Source organism: Streptomyces sp. DSM 40868 (assembly GCF_011820545.1).
In the GTDB taxonomy this organism is placed as follows: domain Bacteria; phylum Actinomycetota; class Actinomycetes; order Streptomycetales; family Streptomycetaceae; genus Streptomyces; species Streptomyces eurythermus.
This window is the reverse complement of sequence record NZ_CP050504.1, coordinates 1496949-1523523: the sequence shown is the minus strand read 5'-3', so window position 1 is coordinate 1523523 and position 26575 is coordinate 1496949. Positions and strand designations below refer to the sequence as shown.

At 74.2% G+C, this 26575-nt stretch carries 26 protein-coding genes; 10 read left to right on the top strand and 16 right to left on the bottom strand.

Annotated features, from left to right (window positions below; translation table 11 throughout):
* The first annotated feature begins 211 nt into the window (after positions 1-211).
* On the top strand, positions 212-607 hold the full coding sequence (locus tag HB370_RS06690; RefSeq protein ID WP_030775517.1) for a luciferase family protein: 396 nt from the start codon (positions 212-214) through the stop codon (positions 605-607).
* A 311-nt stretch (positions 608-918) separates the two neighbouring features.
* Here HB370_RS06690 and HB370_RS06685 read toward each other — a convergent pair whose 3' ends face one another.
* Entirely contained in the window at positions 919-1698 is a 780-nt protein-coding gene (locus HB370_RS06685) for a DeoR/GlpR family DNA-binding transcription regulator (protein ID WP_030604271.1), read from the bottom strand.
* Positions 1699-1833: 135 nt separating this feature from the next.
* Between HB370_RS06685 and HB370_RS06680 the strand changes: the two genes are divergently transcribed.
* Both HB370_RS06680 and HB370_RS06675 read left to right on the top strand, forming a co-directional pair.
* A complete protein-coding gene (locus HB370_RS06680; protein WP_030775520.1) occupies positions 1834-2715 on the top strand; it encodes an SIS domain-containing protein in 882 nt (293 codons plus the stop codon).
* A 33-nt stretch (positions 2716-2748) separates the two neighbouring features.
* Positions 2749-3612, top strand: a complete 864-nt coding sequence (locus tag HB370_RS06675; protein ID WP_030775522.1) for a class II fructose-bisphosphate aldolase — start codon at positions 2749-2751, stop codon at positions 3610-3612.
* A 62-nt stretch (positions 3613-3674) separates the two neighbouring features.
* Here the strand turns inward: HB370_RS06675 and HB370_RS06670 are convergent, their stop codons facing one another.
* The gene (locus tag HB370_RS06670) at positions 3675-4808 is read right to left on the bottom strand and encodes a methyltransferase (RefSeq protein WP_030775525.1); all 1134 of its coding nucleotides are present in this window, start codon (positions 4806-4808) and stop codon (positions 3675-3677) included.
* A 67-nt stretch (positions 4809-4875) separates the two neighbouring features.
* Between HB370_RS06670 and HB370_RS06665 the strand changes: the two genes are divergently transcribed.
* Both HB370_RS06665 and HB370_RS06660 read left to right on the top strand, forming a co-directional pair.
* Complete coding sequence (locus HB370_RS06665) at positions 4876-5526, top strand: alpha-ketoglutarate-dependent dioxygenase AlkB (RefSeq protein WP_030775529.1); 651 nt, start codon at positions 4876-4878, stop codon at positions 5524-5526.
* A 45-nt stretch (positions 5527-5571) separates the two neighbouring features.
* Entirely contained in the window at positions 5572-6822 is a 1251-nt protein-coding gene (locus tag HB370_RS06660) for an ROK family protein (protein ID WP_030775533.1), read from the top strand.
* A 67-nt stretch (positions 6823-6889) separates the two neighbouring features.
* Here HB370_RS06660 and HB370_RS06655 read toward each other — a convergent pair whose 3' ends face one another.
* From HB370_RS06655 to HB370_RS06625, 7 genes are all read right to left on the bottom strand, one after another.
* The gene (locus tag HB370_RS06655; RefSeq protein WP_030775536.1) at positions 6890-7936 is read right to left on the bottom strand and encodes a S66 peptidase family protein; all 1047 of its coding nucleotides are present in this window, start codon (positions 7934-7936) and stop codon (positions 6890-6892) included.
* A 61-nt stretch (positions 7937-7997) separates the two neighbouring features.
* Positions 7998-8909, bottom strand: coding sequence for a phosphotriesterase (locus HB370_RS06650; protein ID WP_037700120.1), 912 nt, complete (start codon positions 8907-8909; stop codon positions 7998-8000).
* Entirely contained in the window at positions 8906-9490 is a 585-nt protein-coding gene (locus HB370_RS06645) for a DUF4865 family protein (RefSeq protein ID WP_030775542.1), read from the bottom strand. Before HB370_RS06645 ends, HB370_RS06650 begins: the two co-directional genes overlap by 4 nt.
* Positions 9491-9505: 15 nt before the next feature.
* Positions 9506-9895: a cupin domain-containing protein gene (locus tag HB370_RS06640; RefSeq protein WP_030775545.1), complete on the bottom strand. Its 390-nt coding sequence runs from the start codon at positions 9893-9895 to the stop codon at positions 9506-9508.
* 53 nt (positions 9896-9948) lie between these two features.
* Entirely contained in the window at positions 9949-10521 is a 573-nt protein-coding gene (locus tag HB370_RS06635) for a TetR/AcrR family transcriptional regulator (RefSeq protein ID WP_030775547.1), read from the bottom strand.
* 140 nt (positions 10522-10661) lie between these two features.
* Complete coding sequence (locus HB370_RS06630) at positions 10662-11312, bottom strand: ATP-binding protein (protein WP_078637283.1); 651 nt, start codon at positions 11310-11312, stop codon at positions 10662-10664.
* 258 nt (positions 11313-11570) lie between these two features.
* Positions 11571-11894 (bottom strand): hypothetical protein, encoded by a 324-nt coding sequence (locus HB370_RS06625; RefSeq protein ID WP_030775553.1) that lies wholly within the window; start codon positions 11892-11894, stop codon positions 11571-11573.
* 326 nt (positions 11895-12220) lie between these two features.
* On the opposite strand from HB370_RS06625, the gene HB370_RS06620 reads away from it, so the two are divergent.
* Positions 12221-13345 (top strand): PLP-dependent cysteine synthase family protein, encoded by a 1125-nt coding sequence (locus tag HB370_RS06620; protein ID WP_030775556.1) that lies wholly within the window; start codon positions 12221-12223, stop codon positions 13343-13345.
* 37 nt (positions 13346-13382) lie between these two features.
* Here HB370_RS06620 and HB370_RS06615 read toward each other — a convergent pair whose 3' ends face one another.
* Together HB370_RS06615 and HB370_RS06610 are read right to left on the bottom strand one after the other, a co-directional pair.
* Positions 13383-13856 carry an SRPBCC family protein gene (locus HB370_RS06615; RefSeq protein ID WP_030775560.1) on the bottom strand — a complete coding sequence of 158 codons (474 nt, stop codon included), beginning with the start codon at positions 13854-13856 and terminating at the stop codon, positions 13383-13385.
* Between the two features lie 106 nt (positions 13857-13962).
* Positions 13963-14793, bottom strand: a complete 831-nt coding sequence (locus tag HB370_RS06610; protein ID WP_030775563.1) for a DeoR/GlpR family DNA-binding transcription regulator — start codon at positions 14791-14793, stop codon at positions 13963-13965.
* Between the two features lie 260 nt (positions 14794-15053).
* Between HB370_RS06610 and HB370_RS06605 the strand changes: the two genes are divergently transcribed.
* The gene (locus HB370_RS06605) at positions 15054-17594 is read left to right on the top strand and encodes a hypothetical protein (RefSeq protein WP_078637284.1); all 2541 of its coding nucleotides are present in this window, start codon (positions 15054-15056) and stop codon (positions 17592-17594) included.
* Positions 17595-17704: 110 nt separating this feature from the next.
* Positions 17705-18133 carry a hypothetical protein gene (locus tag HB370_RS06600; RefSeq protein WP_030775567.1) on the top strand — a complete coding sequence of 143 codons (429 nt, stop codon included), beginning with the start codon at positions 17705-17707 and terminating at the stop codon, positions 18131-18133.
* A gap of 27 nt (positions 18134-18160) precedes the next feature.
* On the opposite strand, the gene HB370_RS06595 is transcribed toward HB370_RS06600, so the two are convergent.
* The 4 genes from HB370_RS06595 to HB370_RS06580 all read right to left on the bottom strand — a co-directional run bounded on the left by HB370_RS06595 (position 18161) and on the right by HB370_RS06580 (position 22945).
* Complete coding sequence (locus tag HB370_RS06595; RefSeq protein WP_030775570.1) at positions 18161-20599, bottom strand: right-handed parallel beta-helix repeat-containing protein; 2439 nt, start codon at positions 20597-20599, stop codon at positions 18161-18163.
* Positions 20600-20825: 226 nt separating this feature from the next.
* The gene (locus HB370_RS06590) at positions 20826-21431 is read right to left on the bottom strand and encodes a hypothetical protein (protein ID WP_030775573.1); all 606 of its coding nucleotides are present in this window, start codon (positions 21429-21431) and stop codon (positions 20826-20828) included.
* Positions 21432-21598: 167 nt separating this feature from the next.
* The gene (locus HB370_RS06585; RefSeq protein WP_051815224.1) at positions 21599-22459 is read right to left on the bottom strand and encodes an MOSC N-terminal beta barrel domain-containing protein; all 861 of its coding nucleotides are present in this window, start codon (positions 22457-22459) and stop codon (positions 21599-21601) included.
* A gap of 42 nt (positions 22460-22501) precedes the next feature.
* Positions 22502-22945 carry a DUF6643 family protein gene (locus HB370_RS06580; protein WP_030775579.1) on the bottom strand — a complete coding sequence of 148 codons (444 nt, stop codon included), beginning with the start codon at positions 22943-22945 and terminating at the stop codon, positions 22502-22504.
* 311 nt (positions 22946-23256) lie between these two features.
* On the opposite strand from HB370_RS06580, the gene HB370_RS06575 reads away from it, so the two are divergent.
* Complete coding sequence (locus tag HB370_RS06575) at positions 23257-24531, top strand: TerD family protein (RefSeq protein WP_030775582.1); 1275 nt, start codon at positions 23257-23259, stop codon at positions 24529-24531.
* A 21-nt stretch (positions 24532-24552) separates the two neighbouring features.
* Here the strand turns inward: HB370_RS06575 and HB370_RS06570 are convergent, their stop codons facing one another.
* Positions 24553-25746 carry a glycosyltransferase gene (locus tag HB370_RS06570; RefSeq protein WP_051815213.1) on the bottom strand — a complete coding sequence of 398 codons (1194 nt, stop codon included), beginning with the start codon at positions 25744-25746 and terminating at the stop codon, positions 24553-24555.
* A gap of 55 nt (positions 25747-25801) precedes the next feature.
* On the opposite strand from HB370_RS06570, the gene HB370_RS06565 reads away from it, so the two are divergent.
* Entirely contained in the window at positions 25802-26572 is a 771-nt protein-coding gene (locus HB370_RS06565; protein ID WP_244406013.1) for an aspartate/glutamate racemase family protein, read from the top strand.
* The last annotated feature ends 3 nt before the right edge of the window (positions 26573-26575 follow it).

Genomic DNA, 26575 nt, shown 5'->3' with positions numbered 1-26575 from the left:
CGGGCCGCAGGACCGGGCCGGCCGTCCTGCCGTACGGGCCCACCTGCGGGTTCCCCCTGCCGGGCGGCGCGGGGCGAGGCAACACCAGGCGAATCCGGACCTGTTCGGCGATTGCACAGGTGTGCGAGTCGCTGAACACGCGGCGGATACGGGTCGGTTAATGCTCGCTCACGAGCTGGTTGCGGACGGGTGAGCGCGCCATGATGGGCCCATGACGTTGGCCTCGCGCGCGCTCGCGCAACTGGCGACCTGGCCGGATCTGAGACAGACCGTGCCGAGCTGCGGCCTGGGGCAGGCGGTGAGTTCCGCCCAGGGTGAGATCGTCCACTTCCACTCCGAGCGGGATGTCGACCTGCTGCTCACCGACCGGGCCGTCCGGCGGTTCACCAAGGACCTCAAGCACTCGGGAGCGATCAGGATCGTGCGCGGCTCGCCGTGGGTGACGCTGCGCCTGGACGCCGCGAGCGATGTCGACCTGCTGCTGACGCTGGTGAGCGTGGCGCTCCAGGCCCCGCAGACATGGCCGGACCCGGCCGACCGGCCGCCGGCCCTCTGCAACGACCAGCGGGGCGCGGGGTTCGTGAAGGCCGACCTGCGCGGCATGTGAGGGGGCGGGCGGACGTACGGCGCGGCAGCGGATACGGCATCCGAGGCCCACGGCACCTCGGTCGAAGCGGTGGCCGAGGTAAATGGCACCCCGGTTCACGCGGTGGCCGAGGTGAATGGCCCTGCGGTGGTTGCCGCATCGAGGTGAACGGCGCTCCAGTCGTTGCGGCGTCCGAGGCGAGCAGTGCCCCGGTCGATGGGCGTACGGGCCGAACCCGCCCCAGCCGTTGCCCCGCGCGGCCGGAAGGCGTCAGCGGTACGCCCCGGCCGGGGCGTTCGGGGTGTGCCGGGCGGTACCCGGTACCTCGCGCCTCACACCGCCAGCACCCGCACGCCCGCCTCCTCGAACCGCCGTACCGTCTCCTGCCCCACCGCCGTGTCCGTCACCAGCGTGTCCACCAGCTCGGCCCCGCAGATCCGGGCGAACGCGCGGCGGCCCAGTTTGCTGGAGTCGGCGGCGACCACCACCCGCTCGGCGCGCTCGCACAGCAGGCGGTTGATGGCGGCCTCCGCCTCGTCGTGCGCCGCCGCCCCGTGCGCGACGTCGAAACCGACGACACCGAGCACGGCCACGTCCAGGGTGATCTGGCCCAGCACCCCGTCCGCGAGCGGGCCGATCAGCTCGTACGACTGCGCGCGCGCCACCCCGCCCGTCACCACGATCTTGAACTGGGGGCGCACGGCGAGCTCGTTGGCGATGTTGAGCGCGTTGGTGACGACGGTCAGCGCCGGCGAGCCGGTGGCGAGATCGCCGCGCACGGCCAGCGCGCGGGCCACCTCCGTGGTGGTCGTACCGCCGGTCAGCCCCACCGCCTCGCCCGGCGCGACGAGTTCGGCCACCGCCTTGGCGATGCGCTGCTTCTCCGAGGCGCGCCGGGCCGTCTTGTAGCGCAACGGGAGTTCGTACGACACCCCGTGCACCACCGCGCCGCCCCGGGTGCGCACCAGCATCTGCTGTTCGGCGAGCTGGTCGAAGTCCCGGCGGATCGTCGCCGCCGACACCGCCAGCTCGGCCGCCGCCTCCTCGACCTCCAGCCGGCCGCGCTCGACGAGCAGTTCCAGCAGCGCCTTCCAGCGGGCGTCCCGGGACATCCGCGGCCTCCGTCTTCTTCCTCCGGACGATCTCCCGGCGACCCTAGCGCACCCGGCTTCCCCGCCGAATGCTTGATTGTGCTCGAAAGATCGCTATACCTTGCAAGAACAATCAGCAAGGGGAGGGTATGGGCCATGACCCATGTCGAGAACGAGCTGAACAGCCAGCCGGAGTGCTGGACACGGGCCGCCGAACAGGCGGCGGGGCACCGTCAGGCGTTGCCGCGGGCGGGGGAGCGGGTCGCCGTCGTCGGCTGCGGGACCTCCTACTTCATGGCCCAGGCGGTGGCCGCGCTACGGGAGGGCGCGGGGCAGGGCGAGACCGACGCGTTCGCCGCCTCGGAGTTCCCGCACGGGCGGTCCTACGACCGGGTCGTCGCCCTCACCCGGTCCGGCACCACCACCGAAGTACTCGAACTACTGGGGGAGTTGGCCGGACGGACCCGTACCACCGCGATCACCGCCGACCCGCGGACCCCGGTCATGGACGCCGCGGACGACCTCGTGGTGCTGGACTTCGCCGACGAACGCTCCGTCGTCCAGACCCGGTTCGCCACCACCGCGCTCACCCTGCTGCGCGCCCACCTCGGCCTGCACACCGACGCCGTCGTGGCCGACGCGCGCACCGCCCTCGCCGCCCCCCTGCCCGAAGGGCTCGTGGAGTGCCGCCAGTTCACCTTCCTCGGGCGCGGCTGGACGGTCGGACTCGCGAGCGAGGCCGGGCTGAAGATGCGTGAGGCGTCGCTGTCCTGGACCGAGGCATATCCGGCGATGGAGTACCGGCACGGCCCGATCAGCGTGACCTGCGAGGGCACCGCCACCTGGATGTTCGGCACGGCACCCGACGGGCTCGCCGGGCAGGTCCGCGCCACCGGCGGCATGTGGATCGAGGGCGAGCTGGACCCGCTCGCCGAACTCGTCCGCGTCCAGCGGCTCGCGGTCGCGGTCGCCGCCGCCCGGGGACTCGACCCCGACCGGCCGCGCCACCTCACCCGCTCGGTCATCCTCACCCCCTGACCCGCCGGCCCGCCCAGGAAGGACACCTACCCCGTGCCCCTCGTGCCCACCGGCGAGCTGATCACCCGGGCCGCAGCGGCCCGCGCCGCCGTCGCCGCGTTCAACGTCATCACCCTGGAACACATCGAGGCCGTCGTCGCCGGCGCCGAAACGGCCGGTTCACCCGTCGTCCTCCAAGTCAGCGAGAACGCCGTGAAGTTCCGCTACGGACGGCTGCTGCCGCTGGCCCGCGCCGCCGTCACCGCCGCCGAACGGGCCGCCGTACCCGTCGGGTTGCACCTGGACCATGTGCGGAGCGACGACCTGCTCCGGCAAGCGCCCGACGCCGGATTCGGCTCGGTCATGTACGACGCGGCCCGCCTGTCCTACGCCGACAACCTCGCCGCGACCCGGGCCGCCGCCGACTGGGCGCACGCCCAAGGGCTGTGGATCGAGGCCGAGTTGGGGGAGATCGGCGGCAAGGACGGCCGGCCCCCGCTGGACGCCCACGCGCCCGGCGCGCGCACCGACCCGGACCGGGCGCGGGACTTCGTCGCCGGCACCGGCGTCGACGCCCTGGCCGTCGCCATCGGCAGCGCGCACGCCATGACCAGCCGCACCGCCGTCCTCGACCACGCCCTGCTCACCCGGCTGTCCGCCGTGTCGAGCGTGCCGCTCGTCCTGCACGGCTCCAGCGGTGTGCCGGACGAGCAACTGGTCGCGGCCGTCGGCGAGGGCATCGCCAAGGTCAACGTCGGCACCGCGCTCAACGTGGCCATGACCGGCGCGATCAGGGAATTCCTCGCCGCCCGCCCCGAGGCCGTCGACTCCCGCGCCTACCTCGGCGTGGGCCGGGAGGCGATGGCCCGCGAAGTCGGCCGGATCATCGGGGTACTGTCCCGGGCCGACGGCGGCTGACCGGCACCGGCCGGGGACCGCGCCACCGGCCAGGACCGGCGGCGCGGTCCCCCATCGGACCGCTAGCCCCTCTTGACCGCCCGCAGCACCACGAACTTCGGGTCCGACGCCACCGTCTCGCTGTTGCCGAACAACCGCTTCAGCTTCAAGTGGTAGCCGAGGTGCCGATTGCCGATCACCCACAGCTCACCGCCCGGCCGCAGCGCGCGCTTCGCCCCGGTGAACATCCGCCAGGCCGTGGTGTCCGTGGTCGCCTGATGGGAGTGGAACGGCGGGTTGTTCAGCACCAGGTCCACACTGCCCGAGGCGACCCCGGCCAGCCCGTCCCCGACCCGGAACTCGGCGTGCCCCGGCACCCCGTTCGCCTTGTACGTCGCCTCCGCCGAGGCCACCGCCTGGAAGGACTCGTCCACGAACAGCACCTCGGCCGTCGGATCGGCCAGCGCCACCGCCGTCCCCACCACGCCGTTGCCGCAGCCGAGGTCCACCACGCGCCCCGCGCCGGGACCGGGCAGGTGCCGCAGGAAGAAGCGGGTGCCGATGTCCAGCCGGTCGGCGCAGAAGACGCCCGCGTGGTTGACCACCGGGCGCCCCGACACCGCGCCGAGACCGTCCGGCAGGGCGTAGCTGTACGGCCACGGGTTCGCGGGCCGCTCCAGCGCCGGATCGGGGGTGCAGAAGATCAGCCGGGCCTTCTGCCGGGCCAGCGAGGTCCGGGTCGGCCCGAGGATCCGCTCGAACAGCCGGAGCGTCGAGGTGTGGATCTCCTTCACCATGCCGGTGCCGATCACCACCGTGTCCGCGTGCACGGCCGGCGCCAGCCGCAGCAACTGGTCCTCCAGCAGCGCCAGGCTCTTGGGCACCCGCACCAGCAGCACGTCCACCCGCTCCGGAGGCGGGTCCTGCGTGGTGAGCAGCCTCACGGCGCCCGGCTCCACACCGGCCCGCGCCAGATTCGCCCGGGTCGCCTCCTGACCGAGGAAGGAATCGGTGATCTGCGTCGGCCGGTGCCCGGCCAGCGCGGTGACCAGCGCGCCCCAGCGGTCCCCGACCACCACGACCGTGCCGGTGAGCGGCACCTCCTCCTCGGCGAGATGGCGCAGCAGGTACGCGTCGGAGGCGTCCCAGGCACGCAGCCGGTCGCGCGGATCCTCGGGGAAGCGGGTCAGCTCGACCTCGCCCCACGGTGTCGTCATACGGTCGCTCATCGTGCGTCCAGGCTAGCCGAGCCGCAGCTCAGGGCCCGTGGGGCAGGATGGGGGCATGGAGGACGAGCTCTTCCCGAGGGAGCGCACACAGGTCGCGCCGGGCGCCGTGCACGTCCCGGACTGGCTGGACCCCGCACGGCAGCGCGCCCTGCTCGCCGCCTGCCGGGACTGGGCCCGGCCCCCCGCCGGGCTGCGCACGGTCCGCACCCCGGGCGGCGGCACGATGACCGCCCGCCAGGTCTGCCTGGGCTGGCATTGGTACCCGTACGCCTACGCCCGCACCGCCGTCGACGGCGACGGCGCCCCCGTCAAGCCGTTCCCGGACTGGCTCGGCGAGCTGGGCCGCCGCGCGGTGACCGACGCGCTCGGCCCGGACGCCGTACCGGCCGCGCCGTACGACATCGCGCTGATCAACTTCTACGACGCCGACGCCCGCATGGGCATGCACCGCGACGCCGACGAGCGGGCGGACGCCCCGGTGGTCTCCCTCAGCGTCGGCGACACCTGCGTGTTCCGCTTCGGCAACACCGCCACGCGCGGCAAGCCGTACACCGACGTGGAGCTGCGCGGCGGCGACCTGTTCGTCTTCGGCGGCCCCTCCCGGCTCGCCTACCACGGCGTGCCGGGCGTCCGCCCGGGCACGGCCCCCGGCTGGCTGGGCCTTTCCGGCCGCCTGAACATCACCCTGCGGGTGAGCGGCCGCTAGCCCGCGGCGGTCGCCCCGGACGCGGATCATGGGAGACTCGCCCTCATGAACGGCAAGGCGGATCCCCGGACAGCGGGGGAGAGGACCACCTCGAGGGCGCGGCTGGACCGGGGGCGAGGCGCTCTCGGACCCGCGCTGGAGCTGGTGCACACCGGACGGGCACCGACCCGGGCCGTGCTCACCGCCGAACTCGGCGTCACCCGGGCGACGGCCGGAGCGGTGGCCGCCGAACTGGAGGCGCTCGGTCTGATCCGGGTGGACGCCCGGCCCGGCTCCGCGGCCGGCTCCCAGGGGCGCCCCTCGCACCGGCTCGAGGTCGCCGAGGACGGGCCGGTGGCCCTCGCCGCGCAGATCCACGCCGACGGCTTCCGGGCCGCGCTGGTCGGACTCGGCGGGCGGATCGTGGCGACCGCGCCCGGCTGCGAGACCGTCGACGCCGACCCGGCCAAGGTGCTCGCCAGCGTCGTGGAGGCGGGCGCGGAGCTGCTGCGCACGACCGGCCGGCGCTGTGTCGGCGCCGGACTCGCCGTGCCGTCCGCCGTCGCCGAGCCCGACGGCCTGGCCCTCAACCCGCTGCACCTGGCCTGGCCCGTCGGCGCGCCCGTCCGGCGGATCTTCGCGGAGTGCGTGCGCGCCGCCGGTATCGACGGGCCCGCCTTCACGGGCAACGACGTGAACCTGGTCGCGCTCGCCGAACACCGGCACGGTGCCGGGCGGGGCGCGCGGGACCTGTTGTGCGTGGCCACCGGGCACCGCGGGGTCGGCGGCGCGCTCGTGCTGGACGGCCGGCTGCACACCGGCAGTTCGGGCCTCGCGCTGGAGGTCGGCCATCTCACGGTCAACCCGGAGGGCCGCCCCTGCCACTGCGGCGGCCGCGGCTGCCTGGACGTGGAGGCCGACCCGCTGGCCCTGCTGGTGGAGGCCGGCCTCGAGCCCGGCCCCGAGCTGTCGCTGCTGCGGCAGGCCGACGACCTGCTGCGCACCCGGTACGACGACCCGGCCGTGCGCAGGGCGGCCGAAGCCCTCATCGACCGCCTCGGCCTCGGCCTGGCCGGCCTGGTCAACATCCTGAACCCGGACCGTATCGTCCTCGGCGGCCTGCACCGCACCCTGCTGGCGGCCGACCCGGGACGGCTGCGCGCGGTTGTCGCGGACCGCAGCCTGTGGGGCCAGAGCGGCGGCGTCCCCATCCTGCCGTGCACCCTGGACCACAGCAGCCTGGTCGGCGCCGCGGAACTGGCCTGGCAGCCGGTCCTGGACGACCCGCTGACGGCACTGGCCGGAGCCACGGGCTGATCCCGGGCGCGCCGGACCGTCAGTACGTCACACGGCCAGTACGTCACACAGTCAACACGTCACACCGTCAGTACGTCACCGTGATCCGGCGCGCCGGGCCGTCCACACGGACCTGTCCGCCGTAGGGAATCACCAGTTGTGGATCGGTGTGTCCGAAGTCCACATCGAAGACCGCCATGGTGTGCGGGGCATATACCTCCAGGGCGCGGAGCACCGCCTCACGCTGCTCGGTGGCGTAGCGCCGCTTGGCGTCCGCGTCGTTCGGCCGCTCGAAGGACCACGCCTTGGCGCGGGCCATCAGCAGCGCGGGGAAGCGCTCCAGCAGACCGCGTTCCCCCATGTTGCGCAGGATCCGGAAGACCTCGGCGGCGCTCGGCAGCTCCTCCGAGGTCTCCAGGAACAGCACGCCGCCGTCGTAGGCCGCCGGATCGCGTTCGATCTCGCGGTCGGCCATCAGCAGCCACGACAGGATCTCCAGGTTGCCGCCCCAGGCGCGCCCCTCCACCAGCCGCTCGGGCCGGTGCCAGATCCAGCCGCCGGCCGGCTGGGAGGCGGGCTCGGCGTCGAACGTGGCCGGATCGGCCCAGTCGCGGTCGGTGTCGCGGTAGCGCTCGGCCGGACGCAGTTCGTACGGGCCCGAGGTGAACAGGGCGGCGCGCACCGAGTCGGCCGTCACCGGGTGCAGCGCGTACGGGCGGCCCAGCTCGGTCATCACACAGGCGCCGTGGTAGCCGACGATGCCCAGGTTGCGCAGGAACAGCAGCAGATTGGTGTTGTCGCTGAAGCCGAAGAACGGCTTGGAGTGGGCGCGGATCAGCTCGCGGTCCAGGTGGGGCAACACGGTGATCTGGTCGTCCCCGCCGATGGTGGCCATCACCGCCTTGACCGTCGGATCGGCGAACGCGGCGTGGATGTCGGCGGCGCGCTCCCGGGGGCCGGCGCCCATGGTGCGGGTGGTGGGGTACTCCACCGGTACCAGGCCGAAGTCCTCCCGCAGCCGTCTCAGCCCCAGTTCGTACGGAAGCGGCAGGATCCCCGCCAGGCCGGCGCCGGGTGAGAGGACAGCTATCCGGTCGCCGGGCACGGGCTTGGGCGGATACACGGGTGTGATCATGCCGGCCAGGTTAGGGGCCCGGACCGGTCCTGATCACCCGCATTTCCCCGCCGGGGCGCGCTCACTTCCAGTCGGCCCCGAACGCCCGCCCCGGATGCTCCCCGAGCATCCGCTCCACCAGCTCGGCGCCCACCGCCGCCGCCAGCCGTCGCCGCACCCGGCGCAGCAGATACGGCATCCCGGGCCCGCCGTCGACCGAGCGCGCCCCGGCGGTCACCGTGTCCCCGCCGAGCAGCAACCGGTCCCCGAACCCCGCCTCGGCCAGGGCCCGTACCGCCTCCGGCATCCGCCAGTCGGTGGCGTGGTGGGCGCGGGACGGCCCGTCGAAGGCCAGCCAGCAGCCCGCCGCGGCGGCCTCCCGGTGCACCACCGGGTCGGGGAAGCGGTTCAGATGCCCCAGGATCACCCGCTCCCCGGGCACTCCCAGCTCGCCGCACAACAGGTCCAGTACGTCCGGCCCGCCGGTGCCCAGCTCCAGGTGCACGGCGATGGGCGCGCCGGTGGCGTGGTGCGCCTCGGCCGCCGCCGTCATGGTCCGGCGGGCGTGCGCGTCGAGCCCGTGGAAACCGCCCGCCACCTTGATCAGACCGGCCCGCACCCCGGTCGTCCCGATGCCCTCGGTCAGCTCGGCCACGAACAGTTCGGCGAGCCGGTCCCCGCTCAGCTCCTCGAGCACCTCCGGGGCGTAGTGCGCCGCCTGGTGCAGCCCGGTGGCGCAGACGATCCGCACCCCGGTCGCCCGGGACAGCGCCGGCAGGTCCGCCGCCCGCCGCCCCATGCCGTACGGCGTCCACTGCGCGACGGCCGCGCCGCCCGCCGCGCGGAAGGCCGCCAGCTCGGCCCGCGCGGCCGGCACGTCGTCCAGCTCCTGCCCCGGCAACCGCGGGCTGCGCAGGAAGAGATGGTCGTGCGCGTCGCACACGCCCAGCTCCTCGGGGCGGATGTCGCCGAGGACCGTACGGACGCGCCTCACCACTGCCGTCCGCGCGGGAGGCGGTCCCGGCCGGGCGCGGACAGGTGCAGCACCTCGAAGAGATCCCCGTCCGCCTTGGGGCCGTCGTGCTCCCAGAGGGAGAAGTGCACGACCTCCCAGGCACGCGTGTCCACGGCCGCCGCCGCGAGCACCGCGCCGTCCGCCGCCGCCAGCCTCGCCGTCTCGGCCACCGCCTCCGCCATGAACGACGCCAACTCCACGCCCTCCGGCACCGGTTGGCGTCGACGCACGGCGTACGCCGGCGCGGAGGCGGTCGCGGTGCCCTCCTCGAAGGCCAGGCCGGTCCACTGCCGGACCGCCGGCCGGCCGAAGTCGTCGACCGGCCCCTGGAAGGCCCCGTCCCACAGGAACCTGTTCATGCCCTCCATGGTGTTCCACAGGTAGAACGGCCCGTACTGGTTCACCGGCGAGCCGTTCACCCCCCGCTCGCGCATCACGTACGTCTTGATGCCCAGGCCGTCCCAGTCGTCCAGCACATGCCCGACGCGGGCGACCCGGGAGCGGACGAGCCCCATGTCGTAGTCGGCGGGCAGGGTGAACTCGTACTGCATCGCGTGCACTTCGTGCTTCCCTTCTCAGGCGGGGCAGTCGGACACGTGCGCGTGCCACTCGGCCGTCGTGCCGTCGGCGGCGGCCTCCACGACCGCGAGGTGGGTCATGAAGGTGCGGGGCCCGGCGCCGTGCCAGTGCCGTTCGCCCGGCTCGATCCACACCGTGTCGCCCGCGCGGATCTCCTCCACCTCGCCGTCCGCGCGCCCCGCCAGGCCCTCGCCCTCCAGGACGTGCAGCACCTGCCCGTGCGGACGCGTGTGCCAGGCCGTGTGCGCTCCCGGTGCGAAGTGGACGTGGAACATGCGCAGCCGGGACGGGGCGGCGGGGGCGGCTGTCTCGTCCACCCAGACCGCGCCGGTGAAGTTGTCCGCCGGACCCTGCCGGGTGTCCGGCCGGCGTCTGGTGATGTGCACGTGACTCGGGTCTCCTGTCGGGGAGTTCGGGAAGGACGTGGGATTCGGGAGCTTCAGCCGGTTCCGTCCGTCCGGGGGGCGAGCAGCGCGAGCAGACCGCGGACGCCGGCGTCGAAGGCGGCGGGGGAGCCGGAGGCGCGGGCGAGCACATAGCCGCCCTGCACGGTCGCGAGCACGGCCGCGCCGATCTCCGCGCCGTCCAGCTCCGGCGCGAACTGCCCCTGCCGCTTGCCCTCTTCGACGATCTCGGCGATCCGGTCCCGGATCGCGGCGATCGTCTCGTCCACCGGCGCGCGCAGTTCGTCGCTCGCGATCACGTCCGGGTCCATGGTCAGCCGGCCGACCGGGCAGCCCCGCAGCACATCGCGCTCGCGCAGCAGATACGCCTCGATCCGTTCGTACGGCGTGCCCGGCCCGCCGAGCACGGCCTCGGCGGTGGCCCGCAGTTCGGCGGCGGTACGCCGGATCGCGGCCAGGGCGAGATCCGGCTTGCCCTTGAAGTGGTGGTACATGCTGCCCTGGCCCGCTCCCGAGCGCTCCAGGATCGCCTTGGGGCTGGTGCCCACGTACCCGCGCTCCCACAGCAGCTCACGGGTGGACTCGATCAGTCGTTCCGAGGTGCTCATGCGATCACTTTACATACTAGTAGTTACAGTCGGCCAGTCGGTCCCCGGAGGTGAGCCGCACGGCGAGCACGGCGGGAGCGCCCCGGGCCCGAGGTGTCCAGGGCGCTCCCGCCGTGTCGTCGTCCGCCGTGGCCGGCCGCTCAGCCTGGTGCCGCACCGCCGTCGGCCATCGCGCTCGCCGCCGCGGCGACCGCGGGGGCCGTGGTGGCCGTGGTGGCCGTGGTGGTCATGGCCGCCACTTTCATCGGGACGGCCGGACCGCCTCCCGTCGTCGCCCCGGCCCCCGGGGGAGCCGAGACCCCGGCCGCGACCGCCGCCGTGGCGGGTGCCCGCCGGGGTGTGTCCTGGGGTGGCCGTGCCGGATGGCCGTGGGCCGCCGCCGAGGCCGGCAGCGTGAACCACACGACCTTGCCGTTCTCCCCGTCCGGCCGCGCACCCCAGCTCTCGCTCACCGCGGCCACCATCGCCAGCCCCCGCCCGCAGGTGGCCAGCGGGGTGGCGTCCGCCGGGTCCGTGGCGTCGGCCGGTACCGGAAGGCGCGGATCGTGGTCGTGTACCGAGACCGTGAGCCGGTCCGGCAGCAACTCCAGCTCCACGGTGCACGACTTGTCGGGCCTGGCGTGCCGGTGGACGTTGCTCAGCAGCTCCGTCACACCGAGCGCGGCCCGGTCGATCAATGGGTCGAGATGCCAGTAGCGCAACTGCGCAGATACGATTCTGCGGACCTGGCCGATCCGCGACGGCAGGGCTTGGAGCTCCACCGTGCAGTGCCTGCTTGGATGACTGGTCACGGCTGCGACTCCCCGATGTGAGGTCCGGAGGAACCGGAAGAACACGGAGAACAACGGATCCAGCAGGGTGCTTGCGTCCAAACGTCCGCCTGCTGTCGTGGCCGGCGGGCTGGTTCGCAGCGTTATCGCCGGTAAACCCAGAGTGACGTGAGACCAGAGTGACGCAGCGCACGCACTCCCGCAACTCGCCGCGACCGCGCGCCGGGCAAGGGCACGGGCGCACGGTCCGGCTCGCCCGGCCGCCGCGTCCGGCGCCGCTCAGCCGCCGCGCCCCGCGGCCCGGCGGACCGCCTCGATGAACCTCCGGGCGGCGGGCGGCCCCGGCCGTCCCGGCGCCGGGTCGCGCTCGCCCAGCGTCAGCAGATACCGCGTGCCGTTCAGATCGGCCAGCGCCCGGTCGTCCGGGGCGAACCACGGCTTGGAGGCGCGCACCGCCTGCACCGGCGCGCTGTCTATCTCGCTGCCGTAGCTGGTGAGCAACTGGAGCCTGCCGTCGCTGATCCGGACCTGTCCGGCCCGGGTGAGCGAACGCAGGCCCTTGCCGATCCGCACGCCTGTGGCCCTGAATTCCGGCTCAGCCATGTCGGCCCCCCTCGCGCTCTTTCCCTGGGTGCGTGGTTCCCTGGTTCGTCGGTTTCTCGTGCGCCCCCGTGCGGGACGGACCGTCCCGTCGCGTGCAGTCTGCCCCGGCCGGGCGAGGAGCACCAGTGCGCGCGGGGGCGCGTGAACGAGTCACCCGGAGCACGCGCCCTCATGCGCCCCGGCCGGGTCGCACGCCTGTGCCCCAGCCCGCCTTGGAGCCGCCCAAAGATGCGTTTATGCAGGTGGGAAGGCGTGTGGAAGGCGCCTATGCTCGATCTGCCGACCCGCGCGAGGCGCCGTCGGCGACGAGTGCAAGGAGCCCCGCCGTGAGCATCCCGCCCCAGACCACCACCGGCGCCACCCTCGACGTCGACCGCAGCGACCCCGCCTACCGCGACTGGCTCAAGGAAGCCGTCCGCAAGGTCCAGGCCGACGCCAACCGCTCGGCGGACACGCACCTGCTGCGCTTCCCGCTGCCCGAGCGGTGGGGGATCGACCTCTATCTGAAGGACGAGTCCACCCACCCCACCGGCAGCCTCAAGCACCGGCTGGCCCGCTCGCTGTTCCTCTACGGCCTGTGCAACGGCTGGATCCGCCCCGGCCGCCCCGTGATCGAGGCGTCCAGCGGCTCCACGGCGGTCTCGGAGGCTTACTTCGCGAAGCTGATCGGCGTGCCCTTCATCGCCGTCATGCCGCGCACGACCAGTGCCGAGAAGTGCCGGCTCATCGAGTTCCACGGCGGGCGGTGCCACTTCGTGGACGACTCCCGGAAGATGTACGAGGAGTCCGCCCGCTTGGCGGCGGAGACCGGCGGCCACTACATGGACCAGTTCACCTACGCCGAGCGGGCCACGGACTGGCGCGGCAACAACAACATCGCCGAATCCATCTTCCGCCAGCTGCGCCTGGAGCGGTTCCCGGAGCCGGCCTGGATCGTGGCCACGGCGGGCACCGGCGGCACCTCCGCGACCCTCGCCCGCTACGTCCACTACATGCAGTACGACACCCGGATCTGTGTCGCCGACCCGGACAACTCCTGTTTCTTCGAGGGCTGGACCACCGGCGACCCGGACGTCACCTGCGACTGCGGCTCCCGGATCGAGGGCATCGGCCGGCCCCGCGTGGAGCCCAGCTTCGTGCCCGGCGCGATCGACCGGATGATGAAGGTCCCGGACGCGGCGAGCGTCGCCGCCGTACGGGCGCTGGAGGGCGCCATCGGCCGCAAGGCGGGCGGTTCCACGGGCACCGGCCTGTGGAGCGCGCTGAAGATCGTCGCCGAGATGGTGGCCGAGGGCCGTACCGGCAGTGTCGTCACCCTGCTGTGCGACCCGGGGGACCGGTACCTCGACAAGTACTACTCGGACGCGTGGCTCGCGGCCCAGGGCCTGGACATCGCGCCGTACGCGGCGGCGCTCGGCTCGTTCCTGGCGACGGGGGTGTGGCCGGACTGACGGCACCTTGGCCGTCCGGCCGCCCGACCGGTGCGGGTCAGCGCGTCGCCAGCCGCCGGTCCAGGGACCTCACCGCGTCCCGGAAGGCCCGCCCCAGGCCCGGCCGGGCCAGCCCGATGAGGAACCGGAAAGGAGCGGGTCCGTCGGCGGCGAAGGTCCACCGCAGACGGGTGCCGGTGCCGTGGGGAGTCAGCCGCCACTCCTCGGCCAGGGCCCGGGCGCCCGGCGCGTTGGTGACATCGACGCGGTAGGCGTACACCTCCGGTTCCCGCGCCACGAGCACCGTCTCCTCGAACCGTGTCCCGCCCCTGAGCCGGATCTCCCGCCCGGTGCCGTCGGCGGCGGCCCGCGCGAACGTCACCGCCGAGAACCACCGCGGCCAGCCGGAGACATCGGCGGCGAGCGCGTGGAAGACCTGTTCCGGGGCGGCGGACATCTCCCGTTCGAAGACCAGCCGTACGGGTGCGGTCCCGACGAAGTCGATGCCCACCGGGCGCAGACGACGAGCCATGGCGCGAACCCCCCTCGTGCCGCCCCCGTGGGGGCGGTCGACCGGCCAGGGCAGCACACCCTAGCCGAAGGCCCTCCGGATGGGGACCGTCAGGCAGAACCTCCCGTCAGGCCTCCGCCGCCTCTTCCCCCGGTTCGCCCGCCACGATCACCCGCAGGTGCTCGGAGATCTCCGCGCGCGCCTCGGCGGGCAGGCCCGCGTCGGTCACCAGCGTGTCCACCTGGTCCAGCGTGGCGAAGGAACTCAGGCCCACCGTGCCCCACTTGGTGTGGTCGGCGACCACCACGACCCGGCGCGCGGAGTGCACCAGACGCCGGTTGGTCTCGGCCTCCGCGAGATTCGGCGTGGACAGACCCGCCTCCAGCGATATGCCGTGCACACCGAGGAACAGCAGATCGAAGTGGAGGGCGGCGATCGCCTGGTCGGCCACCGGTCCCACCAGCGAGTCCGACGGGGTGCGCACCCCGCCGGTCAGCACCACCGTGGCCGACCCCTGTCGCTGCCCCGAGGTGCGCTGTGCGACGTGGAAGACGTCCGCGACCCGCACCGAGTTCGTCACCACGGTCAGGTCGGGCACCTCCAGCAGCTGCCGGGCCAGCGCGTAGGTCGTCGTACCCCCGGACAGGGCGATCGCCGCCCCCGGGCCGACCAGCCGGGCCGCGGCGCGCGCGATGTCCTCCTTGGCGGTCGGCTCCAGCCCCGACTTCGCCTCGAACCCCGGCTCGTGCGTGCTGGCCTCGACCACCGGCACCGCGCCGCCGTGCACCTTCTCCAGCATGCCCTGGCGGGCGAGCGCGTCCAGGTCGCGGCGCACGGTCATGTCCGAGACGCCGAGCTTGCGGGTCAGCTCGTTGACCCGCACCCCGCCGCGACGCCGGACCTCGTCCAGGATCAGGGCGCGGCGCTGCTCCGCGAGGAGGTTCTGATTCTCGCTCACGTACGCTCCGGTCCTTTCGCCGCCAACCGTCCGACACGCCCGGCGCACCGGCTGCGACCTGGACTTCCGTCCGTTCGGGCAGTGCGCGGGCGTCCCATCTTTTCACGGGGCGGCTCCCCTCGCGCCACCACCTCCGAAGGCGTCCGGCGTGACCCGGTTCGGGGAGATTCCGTGACGAGAGGTGTACACGGCGGCCGGACCGGCCATCCTGGAGCGCGCACGACACAGACGTCAGGGCGTCACGGGGGATGTGCGAAACGATGGAACGCGCGCAGGACCGGTCCGCGGAGCAGGCGGCAGAGCGGTACGAGGACCCGGCACCGGACCGGTACGACGACCGGCCCCCAGGGGGACCGCCCTTGGGGGACTACGGGGACCGCGCGGCCGGGTGGCCGGCGCGACGGCCGGCGGAGCCGGGGACCGACCTGGAGCTGCTGGTGCACGGCGTCGGCGGCACCACACCCGAGAAGATGCTCGGCGATCCGCGCACGGTCCGGGTCTCCGGCGACGACACGGCCGCCGTCTTCCGGCGCGCCGAGGACGTCGAGGACACCGGGGAGGCCGAGGAGGCCGGTTCCGCCCCGGCCGGGCGGGACCCGCGCGGCGGGCCGGTCCGGGAGGCGTACGTCTGGTGCAACCTCACCTCCGGCGACGGCAGCCGCGCCCTGTGGCTGTTGCTGCTGCCGTTCATGGTCGTCAACCTCGCCCACTGGATGCGCCCCGCCGCACCCAGCCGGCCGCGCACCGTGCGGCTCTACGGCCTCCTGGTACGGCTGACCGCCCTCACCCTCACGGTGCTGCTGGTCGCCGCCGTCTGCGAGGTCGCCCTGGACCTGGTGGCCTGGCAGTGCGCGAGCGCCCCCGCGTGCGTACGCCGCCACTCCTGGCTGGGCTTCCTGGCCCCGGCGGCCCCCGGGGCGCCCGCCGGGGCCGGCGGATGGTGGAGCGCGCCCGGCCGCAGACTGGCCCTGGCCGCCGCGGTGCCGACCGCGCTGACCGGCCTGCTGTGGTACCTCTCGCACCGCACCTGGAGAGCCTACGAGTCCCATCGGCCGTTGTCCCCGGATCCCGACCCGGACGCCGACGCCGCCGCTGCCGAGCGGGACGCCGACGCCGACGTCACCGAGCCGGACACAGATGCCCGGCCGGACCCGCGGGGCAGCGCGCTGGCCCGGCCCGGCTTCTGGTACGGGCGCCGGCTGGTCGCCCGGCTGCGCGCGGCGCACACCGCTGCCGGTCTGCTCACGGTGGCCGCGGCCGTCACCGTCCCGGCCGCCCGCTTCGACCGCCGGCCCGGCGGCGCGGCGGCCTTGGACGTCCTCGGCTGGGCCCTGCTCGCGGCCCTGGCCGCCGGGGCGGTCGCGGTGGTCTGGGTGGTCTGCCGCCGGGGCCGCAGCGAGCGCCGTCTCGACCGGCGTCTGGACCGGCACCTGGTCCGCCGCCTGAAGCTCGGCGCACTCGCCCTGCTTCTGCTCGCCCTGCTGTACGCCGGATGGTCCCGGCCCGGCTGGCAGTCCGCCGGGCGGCTGCCGGGCGCCGGGGCCTTCGGCCTCCTCATGCTGGCCCAGGGCCTGGTCATCGTCGTGCTCGCGGTCGTGGCCCGGATCCTGTACCGGCGCCGGCCCGACCCGCGTACCGGGATGCGGGGCCTCGGCGGGCCCGCCGTCGCGCTGCTCGCCTGCGCGCTGGGCGGAGTGATCTCCGGCGGAGTCGCCCAGCGCGTCGCCGACTGGCTGGACGGCACCCGGGCCCTGCTCGCCGGTCCGCCCGCCCTGCTGACCTGGCAGGCCTCCGTCATCCCGCCGCTCATCGCGGTGCTGCTGCTCCTGGCCGCCGCCCTCGCCGTGCGCACCGCCCGGCTCGCCCGTGCCGAACGCGCCCGCGTGCGCCGCGAGTACCCCGGCGAACCCGAGGACCCGCCCCGCACCCGCGCCATCGCGCACGCCCGGGCCATGGCCACCCTGACCGACAGCGTCCCTTTAGTCGTCGCCGTCCTCACCGCCACCACCCTGCTGCTGGGCGCGGTGGCGCTGGCCGGTGCCGCGGCCACCGGGAAGACCCCCGACGGGGCGGCCGACCGCACCCCGCACCTCGTCCGGGCCGTGGCCGAGACCTCCCAGGCGCTGGGCTCCTGGCTGGTCGGCCTCGGCTTCGTACTCTTCGTGACCTGGGGCAGGCGCGCCTACAAGGACGCCTCGGCCCGGCGCACCATCGGCATCCTGTGGGACGTCGGCACGTTCTGGCCGCGTGCCGCCCACCCCTTCGCCCCGCCCTGCTACGCCGAGCGCGCCGTGCCGGACCTGACCTGGCGCATGGTCACCTGGACCCGGCGCACCGGCGGCCGGCTGGTGCTGTCCGGGCACTCCCAGGGCAGCGTCCTCGCCGCCGCGGCGGCCTGGCAGCTCCCGCCGTCGGTGCGCACCCGGGTCGCCCTGCTCACCTACGGCTCCCCGCTGGAGCGCCTGTACGGCCGCTGGTTCCCGGCCCACTTCGGCCCGCCGGCCCTCGCCGCGCTGCACCGCGACATCGCCTGCTGGCGCAACCTCTACCGCCGTACCGACCCCATCGGCGGCCCGGTCCGCATCCCCGCCGGCACCGCCCCGGAAGTCGATCACGAGCCGCTGCCGGACCCCCTCGCCTACGGCCGCACCCTCGACCACCCGCTCCCGGCCCCGATCCTCGGCCACTCCGACTACCCGTCGGACCCCGCCTTCTCCCGCGAACGAGCGCGCCTCCTGACCCGTCTGCTGCCCGGCCTCCCTGCCCAACGTCCGGACCCGGTCCGCTCGGACCCTTCCTGACCCGTCCCGCTAATCAAGTTTGATCACCGGCGCGGAGCGGTGTACTCTCCCTGCGACTCGGCTAGTCAAACTTGATTAGTCGGCGTTCCGTCACCGTCGAAGGAGCCCGCATGACCTTCCTGCCCGACACCGGATACACCCCGACCGCCGAGGACCGCGCGAGTCTGGACGCCTGGTTCGCGGAGTACGACGCGGCGAGCGGCCGGCGCGACGTGCGGCGCATGGCGGACATGGCGGTGTTCCCGCTCAACCTCGTCAGCGACGACTCCGCGGGCGACGGCCGCTCGGCGCAGTGGGACCGGGACCGGTTCCTCGCCACCATGACCCACGTGATGGGCGACGGAGACCAGGACATCACCTTCGAGTCCACCCGGACCCCGGTGTTCCTGTCCTCCTCGATGGCCGTCGTCTTCACGGACTCGACCATGACCGCCGACGGCCACTCCCAGCGCCTGAGGTACGCCGACATCCTGCTCAAGCGGGACGGGAGGTGGGCCTTCCAGACCATGATCCAGTCCGGCTGGGGAGACAACCTGTAGCCCGCCGGGGGCGAACGGTACGGCCGCTCACGGCAGTTCGGGCAGATCCTCCGCGTACAGCAGGGTCAGGTCGTCGGTGGTCGGGTCGGGGAGCTGGGCCACCCGGCTCGCGTGCCGCTCCACCATCGCCTCGAACGTCTGCCGGGCGGTACGGCCGTTGCCGAACGCGGGGCCCTTCGGGATCGCCGCGAAGTACGTCAGCAGCGCCTCGGACGCGCCCGGCGCCAGCCGGTACTCGTGCTCGTCCGCCTGCTGCCGCACGATCCGCAGCAGTTCCCCGGGGCCGTAGTCGCCGAAGGTGATGGTCCGGGAGAAGCGGGAGGCCACACCCGGGTTGACGGAGAGGAAGCGCTCCATCTCCGCGGTGTACCCGGCGACGATCACCACCACCTCCTCCCGGTGGTCCTCCATCAGCTTCACCAGGGTGTCGATGGCCTCCTTGCCGAAGTCCCGCCCGGCGTCCTCCGGGGACAGCGCGTACGCCTCGTCGATGAACAGCACACCGCCACGCGCCCGTTCGAATGCCTCCTGGGTGCGGATCGCCGTGGACCCGATGTGCTCGCCGACCAGGTCGACCCGGGACACCTCCACCAGGTGGCCCTTCTCCAGCACGCCGAGCGAGGCGAGGATCTCGCCGTACAGCCGGGCGACCGTCGTCTTGCCGGTGCCGGGGGAGCCGGTGAAGACCAGGTGCCGCTTGACCGAGGCCGCCTTCAGTCCCGCCCGCTGCCGGCGCCGGCCCACCTCGATCATGTCGGTCAGCGCCCGCACCTCGCGCTTGACGCTCTCCAGGCCCACCAGCGCGTCGAGTTCGCCGAGCACGTCCTGCGACGACCGCCGCGGCCCGGCCGGCTCCACGGCGGGACCGGGCGGCTCCTGCTCCGCCGCCCGCTGCCCCGGAAGGGCGCCCAGCAGGTTCGGGGTCTGGGTCACCGTCTGCACGAGCGGCTCCCGCACCGCGGGCGTCCTGGCGGCGGCGCTCTCGTCGCTGGTGCAGTCCTCCACGACCGGCCCCGTCCCCGGGGCCGCGTCCGGCCCGCCGTCGGCGAACTCGTAACCGCCGCGCGCGCAGCGTTCCGTACGGCACTTGCGCAGTGTCGTACGGCTGCCGTCGATCACATGGAAGCCGTAGCCCCCGCTGCCGGTGACCCGGCAGTTCAGGAAGCTGCCCCGGCCGCCCGCGGAGACGTAGAAACCCGCCTCGGCGGGCGAGCCGACCGTGCAGCGCTCGATGACCGGGTCGGCGCCCTTGGTGACGATCACCCCGGTCTGGGTGTCCTCCACGGTGCAGTTGTTCAGCGTGCCGCCACTGCCGTGGTCGCGGAACCAGGCGCCGGTGGCCGCCTCCCGGATCCGGCAGTCGTCCAGCTGCGCGGTCGCCCCGTCGCTCACCGACACGGCCGTGTTGCGCACCTGGGACAGATCGCTGTCGACGACGTCCGCGCGGGAGCCGCGGTCCAGGACGAACAGCGCGTCCGGCACGTCGTGCACCCGGCAGGAGTCGAGCACCGCGGTGGCGCCGTCGCTCACCCACACCGCCGGATAGTCACCGGTGCTGTCGGAGATCTCGCACTGGTTGGCGTCCACGCGGGTGCCCGGGTCCCACACCGACAGGCCGTTGCGCCCGAACCGGTGCACCGTCGTCCGGGTCAGGGTGAGCACCGAGCGGGAGCGCAGGTCGACCGCGTTCTCCGGGATGTCGTGCAGCCGGCAGTCGGCGAGGGTGAGCACCGCGTCGGTGTCCAGGGTGATGCCGTCGGCGGTGGTGCGGTGCACCTCGCAGTCGGTCAGATGCGCGGTGGCCCGCTGGGTGACCTGCACGCCCGCGCCGCGCACCTCGTACATCTCGCAGCCCACCGCCTCCAGGGCGGTGTTCTCCCCGGTCACGGTGAGGCCGGTGCCGGAGGCGTGGTGCACCCGGCAGCGTTCCAGCCGCGGCCGGGCCCCGCCGCGGACGGCCACGCCCGCCTGTCCGGCCGCGACGACCTCGCAGTCCTCGAACACCCCGCCGCCGGCGTCGAGTACGGCGATGCCGACGCCGGCCGGGTTGTCGACGGTGCACCGGCGCACGGTCGGGCGGGCGCCGCCGCGCACCTCGATGCCGACGGCGGACCGGGTGACGATCCGCACGTCCGCCAGCTCGGGGGTGCCCTCCTCGACCAGCAGCGCGGGCACCGCCGCGTCCTGGCCCTCCACATGCACGTCCCGCACCACCGCCGAGGCCCGCACGGTGAGCGGCACCCCGTCCAGGGGCGCGATCCGCACCGAACCGGCCGAGCCCTCGGACCCGCGCAGCGTCACCGCCCGGTGGACGACGAGGTTCTCCCGGTAGGTGCCGGGGGCGATGGTGAGGACGTCGCCGTCGGCGGCGGCCTCCAGGGCGGCGGCCAGCGACGCGTACTCACCCGTGCGGCGCCGCCACCGCGATGTACCGGTGTGCGTCACCTGGACCGTGCCCTGTGTCATGGCGTTGCTGTGCCCCCACCTTGTCGTCCTGATGGCCCGCCGCCCGTCGGGGCGCTGCCGCCGCCGCTGACGGACCGCGGTCGTGCCCGCCCGCGGGCGTGAGCGCGTGCGCGCTCCCGGGCCCCCCGCCCCGGGGGTCACGCGTCCAGGGGCGTCGCCGGCAGCGCTCCGGCCGGTCCACCGTAGCGCGTGCCGATACGCCGGGTTGACCGGAGCCTCGAGCCCGTCAGCTGCTGGTGTCCGCCTTGCCCCAGTCCGGGCCGGCCCGCTCCCACGCCTGGTCCCAGCGCGCGTACCGCCGCCGCACCAGGCGCCATACGGTCACCTGCCGGCCGGTCTCCACCAGGGCCGCGGTCAGCAGGGCCGCGCCGAGCCCCGCGAGCGCGGCGTGCGTCGTCGCCGTGGCGGAGTCCAGCGGGCGGGTCGTCACCCGGCCCCGCGGGTCGGTCCACAGCCGGAAGTGGTCCCCCGGCTGCGGGGACTTCAGGTCCGCGAGGACCGGGCCGTGCCGCCGGGAGCCGTCCGGCGCCCGCCAGTACGCCAGGACCCGGCTGTGGCTCTCGCGCGCGGAGGCCGACTCCGGGTCGGCCTCCGGCAGCGTGCCGCCCAACTCCCTCACCACGGTGGCCGTCACGAGATGGCGCGCGTGCTGCTGCTGCCGCGCGGACCGCTGGAGCGAGTCCTGGGCGGCCCTTCCGGCCAGCCAGCCCGTCACGGGCGCGGCCACGGCGATCAGCAGCAGCGCGACGAGGGCCAGCCACGCCTCGGCCAGATCGGTCGCGCGGCGCAGCGGATTGTGCCGCCAGCGCCACAGCCCACTGAGTGCCCGCATGTCCCCCCTTCCGGTCCGTCACCACCCCCGGCGGCGGTGCCCGTCCGGACCCGGACCGGGAGCGGGCGGCATCACCAGCGCCGTGACCTCCGATGTACGCGGTCTCTCACGAATTTCTCACGCCCCCTCAACGGCCGGCGCACGGCCCCGGTTCCCGGGCCGGCGGATCATCGTCCCTCCGCCGCCCGGGCCTCGTCCGAGGCGCGCTCCAGCACCCGCACCGGGTCGCCGACGCCGACGGTGCCGGGCGTGACGGGCACGAGGTTCAGCCCGAACAGCACCTTCCCGTCCCTCCTGCGGTGGCGTGCCAGCGTGTACAGCGGCTCCCGGCCGCGTGCGGCGGTGTCCTGGTCGGTGGTGGTCACCACGCACCGCGCGCTCGGCTTGGCGGCCCGGAACACCACGTCGCCGACGGAGATCCGGATCCAGTCGTCCTCCGCCCAGGGCTCGGTGCCGGCGACGACGAGGTTGGGCCGGAACCGGTTCATGGGCAGCGGGCCCTCGTGGGCGTGCGGCCCGTCGGCTGTCAGGGAGTTCAGCGCCTCCAGCGAGGCCGTCGTGGTGACCAGCAGGGGGAAGCCGTCGGCGAAGCTCACCGTCTCGCCGGGCCGGGCGTACTCCGGGTCGACCGGGCGGCGGAGGGCCGGATCGTCCATGTGGACCAGACGGACCCCGGTCCCCAGATAGGCGCTGAACCAATCGTGCGCCGCCGCGGCGGCCGGGACCGCTTCGACCTTCGTGCGGAACACGTCCACCAGGACGGTCCCGGAAGGCTCGGGCACCTCGACCGTCAGCGGCTGCCGGCCGGGTGCGGACAGACGAATGCCGCCGCCGGCCAGAGGCTCGGCGGCGGCCAGCGCCAGGCGCGGCGACTCGCGCTGTGTGACGACCGTTCCCCCGTCATCGATCAATGTCCAGCGCCGGTCACCGGCCAGGCCCCAGGGCTCCACCACGGCCGTCCGGGGCGATACGCCCCGGAGCGCCTTGACCGGATGGACGTGGATCGACTGCACTACGGCGTTTCCCATGCCGTCCATCGTGCCAGGCGGCACCGACAGCCGGGGGTGCCGTCAGTAACCGCGGTACTGCTGCTGGTTGTTGTACGGATCCTGGTAGGGAGCCGGCGCGGGGCGCGGCGCGGCGGGGCGCATCGCCTCGTACCCGTTGCCTCCCGCCGCCGGCCGCTGCTGCTGCGGGGCCTGCGGGCCGGGATAGCCGCGCGGGGCGCTCGCCTGCTGCGGGATGTACGCCGTGGGCGCCTGCTGGAGCGGCGCGGGCTGCGGTGCCTGCGGATAGCCGTAGGCCGGGGGCTGCTGCGCGGACGGGGCCGCCGGGAGGGCGGGCAGGGCCGACGGCAGGGCGGGCAGGCCGCTGCCCGTGTCGTAGGCGGCGGGGACCCTGATCGGGGCGATCTGCGGAGTGCCACGCTCGGCGACGAGCGAGTCGTAGATCGGGGTCTCCTTGAAGGAGGCGGAGTAGTAGCCGCCACCATAAGTGGAGCGGGGGGAGGTCATGGCACATAAGTTAAGCCCACGATGTGCTGGTTGGGGAGACCGATAAGAGGGTTGTTTTCCGTGTCGTCGGGAGTCTGACATCCCCAATCCGAGCGAACATGGCAAAAAGGGACGCCAGTCGACGTTTGGATCGTGTAAAGGCTGAGTTCCTGCGGTGTTACCGGCGGTTGACCGGCGATCTTCCTGTGCCGTTCCTGGGCGTGCGCCGGGGCGCGGAATAGGTTGTGGGGCAGGGAACGCACCGGCCGAGAAGATCCGGTCCGACGGGCGGAACCCGCCGGACCGAACACGCGATGGGGGCGAACATGTCAATGCCGAAAGGATCCAACACGCAGGTGCCCACGACGGCGCTACGCGTCGAGGTGGGCTGGCGCTCCGGCCACGGGGTGCCCGACGCCGACGCCTCGGCCCTGCTGCTCGCCTCCGGAAAGGTCCGCTCCGACGCCGACTTCGTCTTCTACAACCAGCCCGCCCACGCCTCCGGCGCCGTACGTCACGAGGGCAAGCGGACGGCCGGCGGACGGGTCACCGACACCCTGCTGGCCGACCTCGCGCGCGTGGAGGGCGACATCGAGCGGATCGTCCTCGCCGCCTCCGCCGACGGCGGCACGTTCGGGCAGGTCCCGGACCTCTCCATCGAGGTGACCGACGCCGCCTCCGGACAGGTGGTCGCCCGCTTCGACAGCCCCGGCGCGACCGTGGAGACGGCCTTCGTGCTCGGCGAGTTCTACCGCCGCCAGGGCGGCTGGAAGTTCCGGGCCGTCGGCCAGGGCTACGACAGCGGACTCGAAGGACTGGCGACGGACTTCGGCATCAGCGTGGACGAACCCCAGCACGCGGCACCACCCGCGGCCCCGGCACCGGTCGCCCCGCCGCCCCCTGCCGCGCCTCCCGCGGCGGCGCCGGCTCCGCAGCCCCGTCCCGCCGCGGCCCCCTCGGCACCGCCCGCGGCCCAGCCGGTCCGGCTCTCCAAGGTCACGCTCACCAAGGCGGCCCCGTCCGTCTCGCTCGCCAAACAGGGCGGCACCTCCGGCGCGATGCGGGTGAACCTCAACTGGCACCTGCTCAAGCAGCCCACGGGCTGGCTCAGCCGGCTGAGCGGCCAGGGCGGCATCGACCTCGACCTGTGCGCGCTGTACGAACTCGCCGACGGCCGCAAGGGAGTCGTCCAGGCCCTCGGCAACGCCTTCGGCTCGCTGCACCAGCCGCCGTACATCCATCTCGACGGCGACGACCGCACCGGAGCCGTGACCCGCGGCGAGAACCTCACCATCAACCTCGACCACACCCGCGACTTCCGGCGCATCCTCGTCTTCGTCACCATCTACGAAGGCGCCCGCTCCTTCGCCGACCTGAACGCCACCGTCACCCTCCAGCCACAGCACGGCGCCCCCATCGAGTTCTCGCTCGACGAGTGCACCGTCGCCTCCCCGGTGTGCGCGCTCGCCCTGATCACCAACACCGGCGGCGACCTGCTCGTCCAGCGCGAGGCGCGGTACCTGGTGCCGGAGCGCGGAACGAGCCCGCAGCGCACCGTGGACCACGCCTACGGCTGGGGCATGAACTGGACACCCGGCCGCAAGTGACCCCGCGACACCCGGCCGGGCTCAGCCCTCGTCGGGCACGGCGTCCGGGCGGGAGTAGGTACGGCCCTTCCAGGCGGCCCCGCGCCCGCGGTAGTGCTGCACGGCGGAGTCGACCGTCATCAGCAGGTACAGGAACGCGGTGAACGGCAGCAGCGGCGCGAGCCACGGCGGCTGCCCGTAGTAGCGCAGCATCGGCAGATACGTGCCCGCCATCACCGCCCACGCCACCGCCCCGGCCAGCGCCGTCGCCGCGTCGCCGCCGGCCGCGCCCACGGCCACGGCGGCCGGCGGCACCAGGTACACCAGCGCCAGCCCGGCGACCGTACCGAGGAGCAGCAGGGGGTTGTGCCGCAGCTGGGCGTACGCGCTGCGGGAGACCATCCGCCACAGGTCGCCCAGCTCCGGATAGGGCCGCACGCTGTCCACCCGGTCGGCCAGCCCCAGCCAGACACGGCCGCCCGCGCCCTTCACCGCGCGCGCCAGCGCCACGTCGTCGATCACGGCGTGCCGGATGGCGTCCGGGATGCGCGCCTTCTGCGCCGTCCCCGCGCGCAGCAGCACACAGCCGCCCGCCGCCGCGGCCGTACGCGAGCCCCTCCGGCCGATCCACCGGAACGGATACAGCTGCGCGAAGAAGTACACGAAGGCCGGCACCACCAGCCGCTCCCAGGGGCTCGCCACCCGCAGCCGGGCCATCTGCGACACGACGTCGAAGCCGCCCGCCTCGGCCGCCGCTACCAGCTCGCGCAGGCTGTCCGGCGCGTGCGCGATGTCCGCGTCCGTCAGCAGCAGATACTCGGGGTCACGCGCGCGTGCCAGCCCGATGCCGTACCGCACCGCCCACAGCTTGCCCGTCCAGCCCGCCGGCGGTTCACCGGGCGAGCCCACCGTCAGCGGCAGCCCGCCGAGCCGCCGGGACAGCTCGCCGGCCAGCCCCCCGGTGCCGTCCGTGCTGCCGTCGTCCACCAGGAAGACCTCGGCCCGCCCGGGATAGTCCTGCGCCAGCAGCGACGGCAGGCTGTCCGGCAGCACGGCGGCCTCGTCCCGGGCCGGGACGACCACGCAGACCGACGGCCACGCCTCCGGTTCCCGGCGCGGCGGCAGCCGGACGTCCGTGCGCCAGAAGAAGCCCTGGCCGAGCAGCAGCCAGACCCAGGCGGCCAGTGATACGACGGTGATCCACAAGTACGCGTCCACGGCGGCAGTCTGCCCCACCCGGCGGGGCCCGGGAGAGGGCATCGTCTATCGTGGCCGGGTGAAGATCGCGCTCATGGACTCCGGAATCGGCCTGCTCCCCGCCGCCGCCGCGGTACGCCGGCTGCGGCCCGACGCGGATCTGGTGCTGTCCTGGGACCCGGACGGCATGCCCTGGGGACCGCGCACTCCCGAAGACATCACCGAGCGGGCCATCGCCGTGGCCGAGGCCGCCGCCGCGCACGAGCCCGATGTCCTGATCGTCGCGTGCAACACCGCCTCCGTGCACTCCCTGCCGGCGATGCGGGCGCGCTTCGAGCCGCGGCTGCCGATCATCGGGACCGTACCCGCGATCAAGCCGGCCGCCGCGGGCGGCGGGCCCGTCGCGATCTGGGCGACCCCGGCCACCACGGGCAGCGCCTACCAGCGCGGCCTGATCGAGCGGTTCGCCGACGGCGTGGCCGTCACCGAGGTGGCGTGCCCCGGCCTCGCGGACGCCGTGCACCACGCCGACGACGAGGCGATCGACGCCGCGATCGCCTCGGCCGCCGCCCGCACCCCGGACGACGTCACCACGCTCGTCCTGGGCTGCACCAACTACGAGCTGGTCGCGGAGCGGATCCGCGCGGCCGTCCAGCGCCCCGGCCGTCCGCCGCTCGTCCTGCACGGCACCGCCGGGGCGGTGGCCGCCCAGGCGCTGCGCCGGATCGGCGTGGAACCGGCCCCGGAGGCCGTCGGTGACACCACCCTCACCGTGCTGCTGAGCGGCCGCGAGGCGACCCTCCCGGACACCGCGCTGTCCTACGACGAAGGCCGCTTCTTGCGCGCCGTCAGCCCGGTCCGCTGACCG